A 15,176-nucleotide genomic window follows, 5' to 3' on the forward strand; every position below is an offset into this window, starting at 1 on the left:
GCGCCACTTCTGTCAGCTGCGAGCCAATATGACAATCAATACCGACAATATCGATATGCGACAAAGTCGCGGCTTGCTGATAGAGCGCGAGCGCTTCTTGGTGCGCAACACCAAACTTATTGTCTTTTAGGCCCGTTGAGATATACGGATGGGTCTTGGCATCGACGTCTGGATTGACACGTAGCGAGATCGGTGCAGGCTTATCCAGCGTCTTTGCCACCTCGTTGATCAACGCAAGCTCGCTGATAGACTCGATGTTAAAGCAGCCGATACCTTGGGTGAGGGCATACTCAATATCGCCATAGGTTTTGCCGACGCCTGAGAATACCACGCGATCAGCCCTACCGCCTGCCGCCAGCACGCGCATTAGCTCGCCGCGTGAGACGATATCAAACCCAGCGCCCGCCTGTGCCAGCACCCCTAGCACCGCAAGGTTTGAGTTGGCTTTTACGGCGTAGCATATCTGATGCTCTACGCTGGCAAAGCTTTTGCTATAGGCGTGATAAACGTCCAATATTGCTTGTTTGGAGTATACATAGCATGGCGTGCCGTAGTGCTTGACCACCTCATCGATATTGACCTGCTCCATATGCAGTGCGCCATCGCGATAAGCCAGCGTAGGCAGATGGGCGGTGAGCGCCTGCGGGTCGATATACAGCCCTTGTGCGGTATGGGTAGTGACGGATTCGCCGATTTTTTGCTCAGAATGACTCATATAAATATCTCTACATTGATCAAGGTATTAAGAAGATGGCAAGGACAAAAATGCACGACTAGCGCGGCAACAGCCCTATCAAAGATGGTATGGCTAGCATATAAACGACTCCCCAAAAACTGCCATAACAGTGTGGACACTGAGACAATCAAGCTCACAAGCTGGCTTATACTAAGAGCGGCTACCCTGCGATGCTTAGTTGCTAGTTGCTAGTTGCTAGTTGCTAGTTGCTTAGTGAGTTAGTGAATTCATAACTTACTAGTTTGGTCATTTGCCTTAGTAGTCGTTGGGATCGGTACTGGGCGCTGGTAGCTGCCAGTCATCGCGCGGCTGATGCTTATCATCATCAATACCAGCAAAGGCGGCATCTTGCGGATGGTTGGTACTGCCGAGCGCCTCTGTGCTTTGCTGCACCGTTTGGTTGCTATCACCCACCAGATACAGGTCGCCCTTTTGCCCGCAGCCTGACAAAGTCAGCAGTGATACGGCACTCACAATAAATACTGGCTTCATAGAAGTAAGGCTGGCGCGGCGATGGGCGACTGCGCTGGTCGCGTTCTGGAGATGGGTCGAGCGGCGAGTGAAAAGCATAGCGTGGATGACCTATGTGAATAACCGATAATGGTGTATATAACAGTGTGGTATATATAACATAACAATATATAGTGAGCTCAGTATAAAAACTGATACAGTGCGACTGGGATGAGTTTTGCGCCGCATCTGTCTGTGCAGGCACAGCACGCCAAAAAAATTTATGCCAGTTCCGCGTCGAAATATAGTGTATCTGTTTTATTTAGAATCTACTATAAATAAGCAAATGAGTCCGCCAAAAAAGCGTCCATGGGCGGATTGGGTAATCGCATTATGACATAAAGCGTCCTCTATACTGAATATGATAGGGTAATAAATTCCTCATCGTTTTATTGGCGGACAAACGGACAGTTTTTGAACACAAAAAAGCGCATTATCCTGATTTAGACAAACTTTCTTACAATTTTTATTGGCTGCTATTTTTTGTGTTAACGCTCGATAGATATTGAGTACACTCGGTGTACAGTTGTATTTGCCAAGCAACGATTTATGGCTTTAACCCCGATAGTTATCATGGTGTAGCCACAAAAATGTGTTACATTATAGATGGACCTTGCGGCTGTGTTTGGGTGCTAGCGGGCAACTCAACACACACTGATCGACCGTGACAGCCAAGGATACCTCAAATCAGCCATATGCTTGCTTGACCTATGTCAGCTTGGATATCGCTGGTTTTTGTGTATTACCCCGCGACTCATTTGTTGAGTCACCATTTAACAAAAATCATCTAAGGATAGAGAGAATATGAGCGACAGCCTAAATCCCAATTTTTACGACCAAAACGCAGAAACATCCACCCTAACCAACCCTACCTTAGTCCTCAACTGCGGTTCTTCTTCTATCAAATACGCCCTCATCAGCGAAGACAACTCTATCCGTATCACTGGGCTGGCCGAAAACTTAGGCCTTGACACCGCCCGTATCAAACACACCACCATCAATGGCGATAAGCTAGAAATCTCTATCCCAGGCGGCCGGCACAAACTGGCCTTACAAAAAATCCTTGAGTTATTAGAGCAATATCACTTTATCGCTGTCGGACACCGCGTGGTCCATGGTGGCCGCGAGTACTCAGAAGCGGTACGTGTCGACGAGCATGTCTTAGACGAAGTCAAACGCCTAAAAATATTGGCCCCGCTACACAACCCAGCTCACGCTTTGGGCATCGAAGCGGTACAAGCCATCTACCCTGAGATTCCGCAGGTGGTGGTTTTTGATACCGCCTTTCACCAAACCATGCCGCCAGTGGCGTTTCGCTACCCAATACCAAAAGCTCTCTATGAAGAGCATAAAATCCGCCGCTATGGCTTTCATGGCACCTCTCATGCCTATGTCTCAGAGCGCGCCAGTGAAATCACTCAAACAAAGGGCCCACATGGCTGGCTGACCGCGCATCTGGGCAACGGCTGCTCGGCGACCGCCGTCTATGATGGCAAGAGTCTGGATACCAGCATGGGGCTGACCCCGCTTGAGGGCTTGATGATGGGCACCCGTAGTGGCGATGTCGACCCAAGTTTGCACATGCACCTAAAGCGCCAGCTCGATATGAGCTTAGAAGACATCGATGCGATGCTCAATAAAGAAAGTGGCCTACTGGGTATTTCAGGGCTATCGAACGACCTGCGTACAGTCGAAGAAGCGGCCAACGAAGGCCACCAAGATGCCAAACTGGCTATCGAGATGTTCTGCTACCGCGTGGGTAAATATCTGGCCAGCTTAAGCTGTGCGCTGCCTGAGCTGACGGGTATCGTCTTTACCGGTGGTATCGGTGAAAACTCGGTCACCACACGTACTCGTATCTTAGAGGTGATGCGTCATTTTGGTATCAAGGTCGATGCCAACAAAAACGCAGGGTTGTTTGGCGGTAGCGAAGGCAGTTTCCACGCAGAGGACAGCCATTTGGAGCTTTGGGTCGTCCCAACGGACGAAGAATGCCGCATCGCTCAAGAAACCCGTGAAGCCTTGAGCCTCACCTAGATCCTGTCTGCTGACAGATCCATCGTGAGGATGGGTTTGTCAGCGTTTTTGTCCGTGCCTTTGATGATCGCTATCAAAAAGCGCGGCATCTATCTGACTCATTCTGGCAAGGATGAACACGCTTTAAAAATACAATAAACCGTAGGATACACTATGCAAACCATTTTACTTGTTCCCATTAGTCGCGGTATCGGTGTGACATCAGCGGCGCTCGGCCTGATTCGCGCTTTTGATTATAACGGTATCAAAGCCGGCTTTATGAAGCCGTTTTTGCAAGATGATACCTTTGATAAGCAGCATAGCTTGGACAGTACCAGCGCTTTGACCATGCATGCTTTTGGTCTCAATCCACCAAAATCGATCAGCCGTCAACGCGTTGAGCGTATGCTGGGTGATGACAACCTAGACGACTTGATGGAAGAAGTGGTGGTCAATTATCATACGATTGGCGACAATCATGACGTGGTCATCTGTGAAGGTCTGGTGCCAACCACAGAAACCTCTTATGCCTCACAAATCAACCGCGCCATCGCACACGCACTCGATGCCAAAATCATCTTTGTCAGCACGGCCGACACCAAAAATCCGGCGCATTTGGCAGATAAAATCGATGTGCACGCGCGCGAGTTCGGCGGTATCGTCAGCGCCCGTACTCTTGGGGTGATTTTGATGCGCGTACACGACGTGCCAAATACCTTTGAGACGCAGCCCGTCGCACCAGGCGAGGCCATCGTCAGCTTAGATGACACCTTTATACAAGAGGTGCAGCGCCTCTCCCCTACTTTTAATACCGATGCATTTCGCCTGATCGGGGTGGTGCCGTTTAGTGACTCGCTGTCTGTGCCTCGCACGTGGGATATCGCCACCGAGCTTGATGCCAAGTGGCTCAATGTCGGCGAAGCCAAATCGCGCCGCATCACCCGCATTAGCCTCACCGCACGCTCGGTGTCACGTGTCGACGAGGTGTTTAAACGCGGCACCCTGATCGTCGTACCAGGCGATCGCGATGATTTGCTATTGGCCGCAGGCTTGGCCTGTATCAATGGTATCCCGCTGGCAGGACTGGTATTGACAGGCGGCGTCGAGCCAAGTGCCACCGTCGCTGAGCTATGGCAGTCGGCGCTCAAAACGGGCATTCCGGTCATGAGTGTCGAATCCGACAGCTACGAGACGGTACAGAGCCTTGTGCATATGAGCTCTGAGATTCCAAGTGACGACACCGAGCGCGCTGATGAAGTGGCGCGTTATGTGGCCGCGCACTTAGATTTGAGCTGGATTAAGACGTACTTTAGCCAAAACCATGAGCCGCGCCTGTCGCCTTCTGCGTTTCGTCATCAAGTGGTCAAAAAAGCCCAACAAGCCAAAAAACGCATCGTCCTACCAGAAGGCACAGAACCACGTACGGTCGAAGCGGCCTGCATCTGTCAAAGCCGCGGTATTGCCAACTGTGTGCTGCTCGCCAAGCGCGCCGATGTCGAGCAAGTGGCCAAAAACCGCGATCTGACCATTCCTGATGACCTTGAGATCATCGATCCCGATAGCCTTGATATGAGCAAATATATCGCTGCGGTCGTCGAGCGCCGCAAAGGTAAGACCAGTGCAGAAGTGGCCGCCGAATACCTAAAAGACACGGTCTATTTAGGAACGGTCATGCTACAGCTAGACGAAGTCGACGGCTTGGTATCTGGTGCTATTCATACCACGGCAAACACTGTGCGCCCTGCCTTTCAGCTCATCAAAACCGCACCGCAATACTCCTTAGTATCGTCGGTGTTCTTTATGCTGCTGCCTGAGCAAGTGGTGGTCTATGGTGACTGCGCCATCAACCCAGATCCAAATGCCGAAGAGCTCGCCGAGATTGCTATTCAGTCAGCGCAGTCGGCCGCCGCCTTTGGTATCGATCCAAAAGTTGCCATGATCAGCTACTCTACTGGCTCATCAGGGAGCGGCGCGGATGTGGAAAAAGTCACGCGTGCCACCCAAATCGTCCGCGAGCGGGCGCCTGAGCTAAAAGTCGATGGCCCGCTACAGTATGATGCTGCCTCTGTGATGAGTGTCGGCAAACAAAAAGCGCCCGACTCTCCTGTCGCAGGCCAAGCCAATGTCTTTATCTTCCCAGACCTAAATACAGGCAACACCACTTATAAGGCCGTACAGCGTAGTGCCAATGTGGTCAGCGTCGGCCCCATGCTACAAGGTCTCAACAAGCCGGTAAATGACCTATCTCGCGGCGCACTGGTCGATGATATCATCTATACCATCGCCCTGACCGCCATCCAAGCCTATAGCGACTTGATTTAATCACCGCTTGCCTCGCGTCGCACGGTCTTTTATCTTTCTGTTATTTAACCGACTGTCATACTGATGGTCGGTTTTTTATTAGTGAGATTTAAGCAAATATAACGCGCTTTTCATGATATCTGCTGCCACACGCTCACAATGATGCTATAGTTCATCTCACGTCTTTGAGCCACTACATTTTTATTCGCTTTTTATTCGCTTATCTATGTCAAACACCGCCCTGCAACCTGCGCAACCTGCACCTGCCATTCGCGCCTATCTTGGCGGCTCGTTTGACCCTGTCCATCGCGGGCATGTACAGATGGCGATGGCAGTCTATCAAAGCCTGCTACCACTCGCCCAAGCGCAGCAGCGCGCGCTTTATGTGTCGTTGTTGCCCAATTCGCGCTCACCCTTCAAGCGCCAAAGCAGCGACCCTAAGCATCGTTTGGCCATGCTAAAGCTGGCGATACAAGGCACGCCACTATACATAGATGAGCTTGAGATTTGGCAGCCGCCGCCTGTCTATACCATCGATAGCGTGCGCACCCTGCGCCAGCGTTATCCTGCCGACAGCTTGATATTTATCATGGGTATGGACAGCGCCCGCAGTTTGGATAAATGGCAAGATGGTCTACAGCTGACCGATTATGTACATCTGTGGGTCTTTTATCGCGATACTATGCCACTCCCTGATACGGATAACGCCAGACAAGCGCTGCAATATTGGCTGCCCACACCTTTGCAGACGGCAGTCACAAACGCCTACAGACCCTACGATAGAGCAGGCGGTCTTGAAAAACCCAGCGTCTGGCCGCATTTATATAGACATGCGGCAAGTAGCAGCCATCTCCAGCACGCAGATACGGCAAACGCTACAGCAGCAGTCCCGTGGTGATAGCGAAGCGGTGCCTGATAGCACGGCTGGCAACCATACCAAGCCAGTCAGAGACGAGCAAATGACCGCAGCATCCGCTATCAATGTTATTATGAACCCGCCCGATCCACTCGCTAAATGGCTAAATCCTGCTGTTTATCATTATATTATCGCCCATCAGCTATATTCTGCGGCGCAATTCCGTTAAAATCGCCTTATCTTTGTTATTTTGCCACGCTCGCCCCTCTATGACTTGACCGCTGATACGCTGACTGATGTTTTGGCTAATGATTGGACTACTGGCTTGATAGCCACTTTGACATAATGGTCACTTTGACAATGTCGTCCTAGGCAGACGGATGCTTTAACATTTTATTTTATATATTTACGATTTAAGAGATGAAAATTTATGACCAATACCATGACTGACGACCGTTTAAAAGAATGCTTAGCCGTTGTAGAAAGCGCCCTCGATGACATGAAAGCAAAAGACATCACCGTGATGAATGTAGAGAGCCTAACCGATGTCATGGAGCGTATCGTCATCGCAAACGGTACCTCAAAGCGCCACGTCCGCGCGATGGCTGACAGCGTCGGAGCCGAAGTCAAGCAAGCAGGCTTTATGCCACTTGGCCGTGAAGGCGGTAACGACTCGGATTGGACCTTGATCGACTTAGGCGCTATCGTCGTGCATATGATGACCCCGCAAGCCCGCGAGTTTTATGACCTAGAGGGTCTGTGGTCATCGCCTGAGAGCCTAGCTGAGCTGGTCGCTACCCCGCGCGAAAAGAAAGCCGGTCGCCGCAATTAATCTACGGCCACCAGCTGTCTTTTCTACAGACGCATATACAAGTGATACAAAAAAGACCAGCGAACCCGTCTGGTCTTTTTTTTGGGTTTTGATCAACAAGACTGCAACTGCGCCGCGTTTGCGCTACTATGATGTCATGATAAAACCATTTTATCTCTAGATAATCATCTACTAGGACACGCCATGAGTACTGCCATTGCCAACACCACTACCCCAAACGTTCATACAGATTTTAATCACCCGTTACCGCTGCATATCGCGACCTTGATAGAGGTGCGCGCAGGCAAAGCCATGCCATTCGCCCGCGAAGCCATGAGCGCGATTGACAAAGCACCGATTAGCGCCCCTGTCGCCGTTGACTTTATGGGCTTGACCACAGACGAACAAGCCGATCGTAAGCATCATGGCGGCCCGCTAAAAGCGGTGCACCAGCTGCCGTGCGCCACTTATACCAAGATCAATGCAGCGTTTGACCTTAACGTACGGGTCGGCACACTCGGCGAAAACCTCATCACTGAAGCAGTAAATGACCTGCCTGAGATGGAAGAGTCTAGCGTCTGTATCGGTGATGTTTTTCAGTATGGTGAAATAGAGAATGCTGCCAGCCTCCAGCTGCGTATCGTCCAGCCGCGCCGGCCTTGCTACAAAATAAACGACCAAATCGGCCAGTTTACCAAAGTGCCCAACATCGCGGCATGGGTAAGCAAACAAGGCATCGCTGGCTGGTACTTTCAGGTGGTGCGCGATGGGATGGTCGATGCAGGTTTGCCTGTCTATCTGGTCGAGCGTCCCTACCCGTTTGCCACGTTAGAGACCTTATGGGAACTCTCGAACGCAAAAGAGAAGTTTGACGCTGATATTATAGAGCCGTGGTTGGCGATAGAATGTTTGGAAGAGAGTTGGAAAAAGGTATTGGCGAAGAAGATCAAAAGGGGCTGAATACAATCAGCAAAATCTTTAGACATCATCTGATAATAATAGGTGGTTAAAATATAAGTGGACAGCGACATATACTCTTTATCTAAACAGAGCATTTCATGGTAAAAAACATCTTCTTAGCACTTGGCTTAGCCCTACCTTTGGTTGGCTGCGTCACGACCACTTCACCAGTCGCCACCACCAAAAGCTATAGCGTCGATAGCGACACTTATCAATCGACTGGCAAAAGCCAGCGCATCAAAACCATCGTCCTGCACTACACCGTCTCAGACAATGAGCGCTCGATAAAAACCCTGACCACAGGCAATGTCAGCGCCCATTATCTGATTTTGGATAGACACGATGATAAGATTTATAGCTTGGTAGATGAGAGCGAGCGCGCTTGGCATGCAGGCGACAGCGGGTTTGCCGGTAGGACGATACTTAACGATACCTCTATCGGCATCGAGATCGTAAATGCAGGTATCAAACCTGAATATCGCAATGCTCTAAACAATGGCGCGCTCGACTATCATCCGTATGAGCATTTTGTGGCATTTGATGAATTACAGATTAAAAAAGTCGCCGAGCTGGTGCAAGATATCGTCGCCCGCTATGACATCTCACCCAAAAACATCATCGGTCACTCGGATATGGCACCCTCACGTAAAATCGACCCCGGTGCCAAGTTTCCTTGGCAGCGATTGTATGATGAGTATGGCATCGGCGCTTGGTATGATGAATTTGATAAGCAGTACTTTATGCATCCAGACGCCTTTGCCGCAGCGACGATACCCGAGATTAAGCAAGCGTTTCGTGATTACGGTTATCAAATCAATGACACAGACGCGTGGGACAAAGCCAGCCGAGATGTCGTCTATGCGTTTCAGCTGCACTTTCGTCCCGAGCAGCCAACAGGGAATATGGATAGAGAAACCTACGCGATATTGCAAGCGCTCAATAAGAAGTATGCGGGTCGCGATGATTTTTATTAAGTGATAAAAATGCTAGGAGACATAATCCATGACTAACTCACAATACAACAAGCAAAATGAACAAGACGAGCTACAGAGATACCTAGAAGAGAAAGCCAGACAAGAGCAGGAGCAAGAAAAGCAAAAAGAACAAGAGCCTGAGCAGCTGTCGGCTTATGAGGCTTGCGTGCTAAGAGAAAGCGCTAAGATTCATGAGTTGATAGCTGAGGCTCAGAGAAAGGGTAAAGAGCTGTCAGAAGATAAATAATCATATAACATGATGCTTTGAATCAAAATTCTGATTGAAGCATATTTATTCAACATAAATCAAATCTTATTCAGACCCATAATAACCTATTGTAGTTAATAAATTATAGGACTAACTATCTGTTCGAGCTACTTTAGACTCACTTATTTCTCAAAAATCTTCATGTAATCTATAATAGTTCTGGTCAAACTCTTCTATAGTATAGCCTAATCCTGCTATAGAAGAGACTACCTCCTCGACTACATCAAAATTAGGATTACCAACAGCTACCGTAATATAAATTTTCCCTGAATCAAAGCTTATGTTTTTTATGAGCGGGCTAATTGGTTCCAAAGCTTCATGCACATTCAAATATAATTCGTCTTTATTTCTTATTCTATCGAGATAAAACTCTAAAACATTTGACTCTTCGTGATCATGAAAATCTGGTTGGTGTGCTGCTGCATTCCTGACAAACTGAGTTTTATTATTGCGGTTTGAAGATTTAGAGTTCATAGAACTAGAAAGGCGACTAACTGATGATTGAAGGCTTTTAAGCTCTTCTAATACATATCTATCTATAGAGACAACCTCTTCAGTAATTAATGGGGCCTTAAAATCACCATAGTTTTTCAAGAAAGTCGAATAATTTTCAGGATCGTTTTCATATGCTTTATAAGTCTTTTTTATTCTATCTTTTAAATTTTCTTTGAAAATCTCAATGTCATGATATCTTAAGTCTTTTGGATAACTTAGATGTTCAATTACAGATGTATCAAAAGAATAAGGTGTTATTTCGTCTTTTATAATAATTGTTGGTTTGTCGAAAGCTAGACGTAATCCTAGCTCAAACATGACATTTGGATTTCTACCGCTTATATCGCAAACTATCATCGGATTATCATATAAGTTCTGAACAATACGTTTGTGAATAACGCCTATATCATCCGCATCACTCACCAATCCAGCTTCAAAATTAGCTTCTTTAATAGCAGATTCTATTATCCTTTTGACATCTTTCCAATGAGATTCAGGATAGCCTTCCATACTTGCAATAGGCATTACAATGCCACATTTTTTCGGTAAATGATCATCTGATTTTTCGTGTGGCTTGTTTTCGACTTTATTCGGTTCAGATTGATTGTCCATTCTAATCTCCAAAGAAAACAATGAGTTCGTGGGGTGCATCCAGCGCACCGATAATACTAAAATTAAAGTTTAGACTAATTTATCATAAAACGGTCATTCAGGAGCGCGTTTTAGCCCTGATTGCAGCGGATATACTTGGTTGGTCACTGGGCGCTAGAGGTAGTCGCTCGAATGTTGGAACGCCTCTAGCCTTAGCCACCGCCCCAGTGAACGACCAAGATAGTAGCGAAAAGCAGGATTAGCTCCCAATAAAACCAAAACGCCAAACAAAAAAAGGTGAGCCAAAGCCCACCTTTCTTATTATCTAAACTAATTCAAATTATCTTAACGCAACCAAGCCCGCGCATTACGGAACATCCGCATCCACGCGCCGTCCTCGTCCCACTGCTCAGGTCTCCAGCTGTGGTTATAGGCTTTTAGGTTACGCTCAGGATGCGGCATCATAATAGTGACGCGGCCATCGGTACTACATAGACCCGTGACGCCGCCGACTGAGCCATTAGGATTCAATGGATAAGTCTCAGTCGGATGACCTTGACTATCGACATAACGCATTGCCAACTGACCGTGCTTCGCCATACCATCGATCTCAGTAGCGTTTAGGGTGGCAAGACCCTCACCATGCGCGACAGCGATAGGTAAGATACTATCTTGCATGCCTTTAAACAGAATGGACTTGGTACGCTCAACTTTGACGTTGACCGTACGCGCTTCAAATCGCGCTGATTTATTAGCGATAAAGCGTGGGAAGTTTTCTGCGCCTGGGATCAAATCTTTCAATTGCGCCATCATCTGACAACCGTTACAGACACCTAAGCTAAAGGTATCCGGACGGGCAAAGAAGCGCACAAACTGCATACGCAGCTCGTCATGGAACAATATAGAGTTGGCACGGGCAAAGAAGCGCACAAACTGCATACGCAGCTCGTCATGGAACAATATAGAGTTCGCCCAGCCTGAGCCTGCGCCAAGTACATCACCGTAACTAAAGCCGCCACAGGCGACCAAACCGTCGAAGTCACGTAGATTGATACGGCCTTCTAGCAAGTCGCTCATGTGCACGTCGACCGCTTCAAAGCCCGCTTGGGTAAAGCCAGCTGCCATCTCGGTCTGACCATTGACGCCTTGCTCGCGTAGGATAGCGACTCTTGGTTTAGTGTCGCGGCTATTTAAGTATGGCTCTTCAATTTTTTGGTTCAGATCAAAGTTTGGCGCTGCGATCAGGCCTTGATGGCTGGCATCAGAGATCAAGTCATACTCTTGCTGAACGCACGCTGGGTTGTCACGGCGGCGCGCGATTTGGTAGCTAACTTGGCTCCACTCTTGCTGCAGCTCAGAACGGCTAAAGCGTAGGGTATCGTCACCCATAAGAGCAGGGGTTTGAATGATAAGGCTGTCTTCTTCAGTGCTTTGACCGACGAGGCTAAGCATATCGCTGACGTTAAATTCTTCTGCCAATTGCATGAGATCAGCGACGTTTTCTGGTAATACTTGAATGACCGCGCCCAGCTCTTCACTAAACAGCTGACCGAGTAGATTGTCATCAGCCAATGACAGCTTGATACCTTGACGGCTGGTAAATTGCATCTCTGCAATCGTCGCCAGCAAACCCCCATCACCGATATCATGATAGGCGCTGATAACGCCTTGCGCGTTACCCGCTTGGATAAAGTTAAAGAAGTCGATCAAGTCGCTTGGCTTTTCAAGGTCAGGACATTCGTTGCCCAGTTGGCTTGCCGTTTGCGCGAGGATTGAACCGCCCAGACGCAGCTTGCCTTTAGATAAGTCAATACGGTAAAACGCACTATCGCCGTTGATCAACTCAGGGGTGAGGGTTTTTGCCACGTCAGCGACCGGTGCAAAGGCCGTCACGACCAAACTCATAGGCGAGACCACTGATTTATCTTGGTTTCCACCTTCATCGTTATCCGTCCAGTTGGCACGCATCGATAGCGAATCTTTACCGACTGGAATCGCAATACCTAGTGCTGGGCATAGCTCTTCACCGACTGCGTGAACGGCGTCAAACAATGCCGCGTCTTCCGCCTCGTCGCCACAAGCCGCCATCCAGTTCGCCGACATGGTGATGTCAGAGAGCTGTGCGATACGAGCACCTGCGATATTGGTAATGGCTTCACCAACCGCCAGACGCGCCGAGGCTTTTGGATTGATAAGGGCGACAGGCGTACGCTCGCCGACACTCATGGCTTCACCAGTCATCGGCTGACCATCTAGCGCCACCAGACCTGATGCTGTCACCGCGCAGTCAGCGACAGGCACTTGATAACGGCCCACATACTGATCGCGCACTACCATACCGGTGATCGAGCGGTCACCGATGCTGATAAGGAAAGACTTGCTCGCGACAGTTGGATGACGTAGCACATCTTTGATGGATTCGGTTAGATTGATATCAGCCAAGTCCAGCGCAGGCAACTCAGTCTCTTGACGCTCAAAGCTGCGCTGCATCTTTGGCGTACCACCGAGCAATACTTGCATCGGCATATCGACTGGCTGCTCGTCCAATAGCTCATCATCCACCACAAGCTGACGGATATCCGTCGCCGCGCCTAAGATGGCATACGGGCAGCGCTCACGAGCACAGATCGCATCAAATTGCGCTCTGCTCTCTGGGCGAATCGCGAGGACATAACGCTCTTGTGCTTCGTTTGACCAGATGGCCATCGGTGACATGCCCGCTTCTAGCGACGGGATTTTACGTAGGTTTAAATGCGCGCCCATGTCATGGTCATCGACCAGCTCTGGCATGGCGTTTGACAGGCCGCCTGCACCAACATCATGGATAGAGACGATTGGGTTGCCGTCTTGACTATCATTACTAGCGTCAATATCGTTACCAGCTAAGGCCCAGCAGCGATCGATAACTTCTTGACAGCGGCGCTCCATCTCGGCGTTATCACGCTGCACTGAAGCAAAGTCTAAACCTTCATCCAACTCACCGCTATCGACTGACGATGCCGCGCCGCCGCCCAGACCGATTTGCATCGCCGGGCCACCAAGGACGATAAGCAAATCCCCTTCGCGAATGGCGTTTTTTTCAATAAGGTTGCGTTTGATATTGCCATAACCGCCCGCCAGCATGATGGGCTTATGATAGCCGCGCATCTCGCTACCGTCTTTTGCCGCTGAGGTATCAAGCTGAAAACTGCGGAAGTAGCCGCATAGGTTCGGGCGACCAAACTCGTTTGAGAAATTGGCCGAGCCTAATGGCGCTTCGGTCATAATCTCAAGGCTAGTCGCCATACGATCTGGCGTACCGTAATCCTGCGTGCTTAATTGACCAGACTGCTCCCACTTCTCAGGCATCTCAGGGATATGCAAATGTGACACATGAAAGCCTGTCAGACCGGCTTTTGGCTTACCGCCGCGGCCCGTTGCGCCTTCATCACGAATCTCACCGCCTGCGCCCGTTGCCGCGCCAGCATAAGGAGCAATCGCGGTTGGGTGGTTATGGGTTTCGACTTTCATTAAGATATCGATGGCCTCTTGATGGAAGTCATACGGATGGATTGAGCTGGCATCCATCGCATCGGTCGGCACCGGATAATAACGCAGCCCCTCTGCCCCTGCCATCACCGCCGCGTTGTCCTTATAAGCAGACAAGATGCCTTGCGGGTTTGATTGATAGGTGTTTTTGATCATCTGAAACAGTGACTTTGGCTGCACTTTGCCATCGATTGTCCACTCAGCGTTGAATATCTTGTGACGGCAATGCTCAGAGTTGGCCTGCGCAAACATCATCAGTTCAACGTCGGTCGGATTACGCTGCAGCTCATTGACATAGGCATTCATCAAATAGTCGATGTCTTCGCTCGATAGCGCAAAACCAAACTGAGTATTGGCCGACTCAAGCGCACTGCGTCCTTCACCCATCACATCGATACGGTTGAGCGCCGCTGGTGGTTCGTCATCAAACAACTTGCTCACGTCGTTTAAGTCATAAACCAAGCTCTGGGTCATACGGTCAAATAACAACTGCTCAGCGGCAGCAGGCAGCTTGTCATCAGTGCCCGTAGTGCCGCCTGCAACGGTGAGGGTATATACCACGACACGCTCAGCGCGATTGAGCGCGATGTCGCAGTTATTAAAAATATCGGTCGCTTTACTTGCCCATGGCGAGATCGTCCCAAAACGCGGCCCGACGATCACTTGTATCTGATTGGCCTCTGCAGCAACAAGCTCAGTGCCCGCTGTGACGCCCAGCAAGTCCCGCGCTTTTTGCGCCTCTTCATCAACAAGCTTTCGTGATAGCACATATACTTGCTGAGTATGGATCTGGCTGACATTTAGTTCGGTCTTTTGCTGAAACTGACTGATGAGTTGCTGCGTCTGAAAATCGGTAAGAAACGGTTGTCCGGCGATGGTCATCATAAAGGCATAATCCGTAAGAAAGGCATCTCTGCCATGCAAAGTAAATGGTCTGCGTATTATAACAAGAAGCCCCATAATAAGCAGGCCAAAACCAGGATAAATTGCCAAAGTGACGACTTTCTTTACTTGATGCAGCAGCAATCTGCTGCGCTAATGGCTGCCCTTCTACCCGTTGGGGCCACATGGCGCATTGCCGCTCACTGATGTTTTATGCATATATAGTCGATACACTCTAAAAATGTCAT

The 15,176-nt window shown here is 49.2% G+C and carries 11 protein-coding genes and 1 pseudogene; 8 read left to right on the forward strand and 4 right to left on the reverse strand.

The annotated features are described in order from the left end of the window. A pseudogene (locus tag NK638_RS08890) lies at nt 1-589 on the reverse strand (diaminopimelate decarboxylase); the annotation flags it as partial. A 402-nt stretch (nt 590-991) separates the two neighbouring features. Beyond that, nucleotides 992-1,306, reverse strand: coding sequence for an LPS translocon maturation chaperone LptM (lptM, locus tag NK638_RS08895; protein ID WP_274632730.1), 315 nt, complete (start codon nt 1,304-1,306; stop codon nt 992-994). Nucleotides 1,307-2,050: 744 nt separating this feature from the next. On the opposite strand from lptM, the gene NK638_RS08900 reads away from it, so the two are divergent. The 8 genes from NK638_RS08900 to NK638_RS08935 all read left to right on the forward strand — a co-directional run bounded on the left by NK638_RS08900 (nt 2,051) and on the right by NK638_RS08935 (nt 9,411). Beyond that, a complete protein-coding gene (locus tag NK638_RS08900; protein ID WP_274632731.1) occupies nt 2,051-3,283 on the forward strand; it encodes an acetate/propionate family kinase in 1,233 nt (410 codons plus the stop codon). A 153-nt stretch (nt 3,284-3,436) separates the two neighbouring features. Beyond that, entirely contained in the window at nt 3,437-5,584 is a 2,148-nt protein-coding gene (gene pta, locus NK638_RS08905) for a phosphate acetyltransferase (RefSeq protein WP_274632732.1), read from the forward strand. Nucleotides 5,585-5,789: 205 nt separating this feature from the next. Further along, nucleotides 5,790-6,461, forward strand: coding sequence for a nicotinate-nicotinamide nucleotide adenylyltransferase (locus NK638_RS08910; protein ID WP_274632733.1), 672 nt, complete (start codon nt 5,790-5,792; stop codon nt 6,459-6,461). Next, on the forward strand, nt 6,394-6,648 hold the full coding sequence (locus NK638_RS08915; RefSeq protein WP_274632734.1) for a hypothetical protein: 255 nt from the start codon (nt 6,394-6,396) through the stop codon (nt 6,646-6,648). Before NK638_RS08910 ends, NK638_RS08915 begins: the two co-directional genes overlap by 68 nt. Nucleotides 6,649-6,849: 201 nt before the next feature. Continuing rightward, entirely contained in the window at nt 6,850-7,251 is a 402-nt protein-coding gene (gene rsfS, locus NK638_RS08920) for a ribosome silencing factor (RefSeq protein ID WP_274632735.1), read from the forward strand. Nucleotides 7,252-7,434: 183 nt separating this feature from the next. Continuing rightward, nucleotides 7,435-8,190 (forward strand): MOSC domain-containing protein, encoded by a 756-nt coding sequence (locus NK638_RS08925; protein WP_274632736.1) that lies wholly within the window; start codon nt 7,435-7,437, stop codon nt 8,188-8,190. Nucleotides 8,191-8,288: 98 nt separating this feature from the next. Beyond that, entirely contained in the window at nt 8,289-9,164 is an 876-nt protein-coding gene (locus NK638_RS08930; RefSeq protein WP_274632737.1) for an N-acetylmuramoyl-L-alanine amidase, read from the forward strand. Between the two features lie 28 nt (nt 9,165-9,192). Further along, entirely contained in the window at nt 9,193-9,411 is a 219-nt protein-coding gene (locus NK638_RS08935; protein ID WP_274632738.1) for a hypothetical protein, read from the forward strand. A gap of 150 nt (nt 9,412-9,561) precedes the next feature. On the opposite strand, the gene NK638_RS08940 is transcribed toward NK638_RS08935, so the two are convergent. Both NK638_RS08940 and purL read right to left on the reverse strand, forming a co-directional pair. Then, entirely contained in the window at nt 9,562-10,539 is a 978-nt protein-coding gene (locus NK638_RS08940; RefSeq protein ID WP_274632739.1) for a hypothetical protein, read from the reverse strand. 324 nt (nt 10,540-10,863) lie between these two features. After that, nucleotides 10,864-14,931 (reverse strand): phosphoribosylformylglycinamidine synthase, encoded by a 4,068-nt coding sequence (gene purL, locus NK638_RS08945; RefSeq protein WP_274632740.1) that lies wholly within the window; start codon nt 14,929-14,931, stop codon nt 10,864-10,866. Nucleotides 14,932-15,176 lie beyond the last annotated feature (245 nt).

Source organism: Psychrobacter sp. A3 (genome assembly GCF_028823565.1).
In the GTDB taxonomy this organism is placed as follows: Bacteria; Pseudomonadota; Gammaproteobacteria; order Pseudomonadales; family Moraxellaceae; genus Psychrobacter; species Psychrobacter celer.

Bases quoted from the DNA above. Each gene is read 5' to 3' on its own strand.
- NK638_RS08915 (WP_274632734.1), top strand. From the start codon at position 6,394: ATGCGGCAAGTAGCAGCCATCTCCAGCACGCAGATACGGCAAACGCTA.
- rsfS (WP_274632735.1), top strand. From the start codon at position 6,850: ATGACCAATACCATGACTGACGACCGTTTAAAAGAATGCTTAGCCGTT.
- NK638_RS08925 (WP_274632736.1), top strand. From the start codon at position 7,435: ATGAGTACTGCCATTGCCAACACCACTACCCCAAACGTTCATACAGAT.
- NK638_RS08900 (WP_274632731.1), top strand. From the start codon at position 2,051: ATGAGCGACAGCCTAAATCCCAATTTTTACGACCAAAACGCAGAAACA.
- NK638_RS08935 (WP_274632738.1), top strand. From the start codon at position 9,193: ATGACTAACTCACAATACAACAAGCAAAATGAACAAGACGAGCTACAG.
- NK638_RS08940 (WP_274632739.1), bottom strand. From the start codon at position 10,539: ATGGACAATCAATCTGAACCGAATAAAGTCGAAAACAAGCCACACGAA.
- pta (WP_274632732.1), top strand. From the start codon at position 3,437: ATGCAAACCATTTTACTTGTTCCCATTAGTCGCGGTATCGGTGTGACA.
- NK638_RS08910 (WP_274632733.1), top strand. From the start codon at position 5,790: ATGTCAAACACCGCCCTGCAACCTGCGCAACCTGCACCTGCCATTCGC.
- lptM (WP_274632730.1), bottom strand. From the start codon at position 1,306: ATGCTTTTCACTCGCCGCTCGACCCATCTCCAGAACGCGACCAGCGCA.
- NK638_RS08930 (WP_274632737.1), top strand. From the start codon at position 8,289: ATGGTAAAAAACATCTTCTTAGCACTTGGCTTAGCCCTACCTTTGGTT.
- purL (WP_274632740.1), bottom strand. From the start codon at position 14,931: ATGATGACCATCGCCGGACAACCGTTTCTTACCGATTTTCAGACGCAG.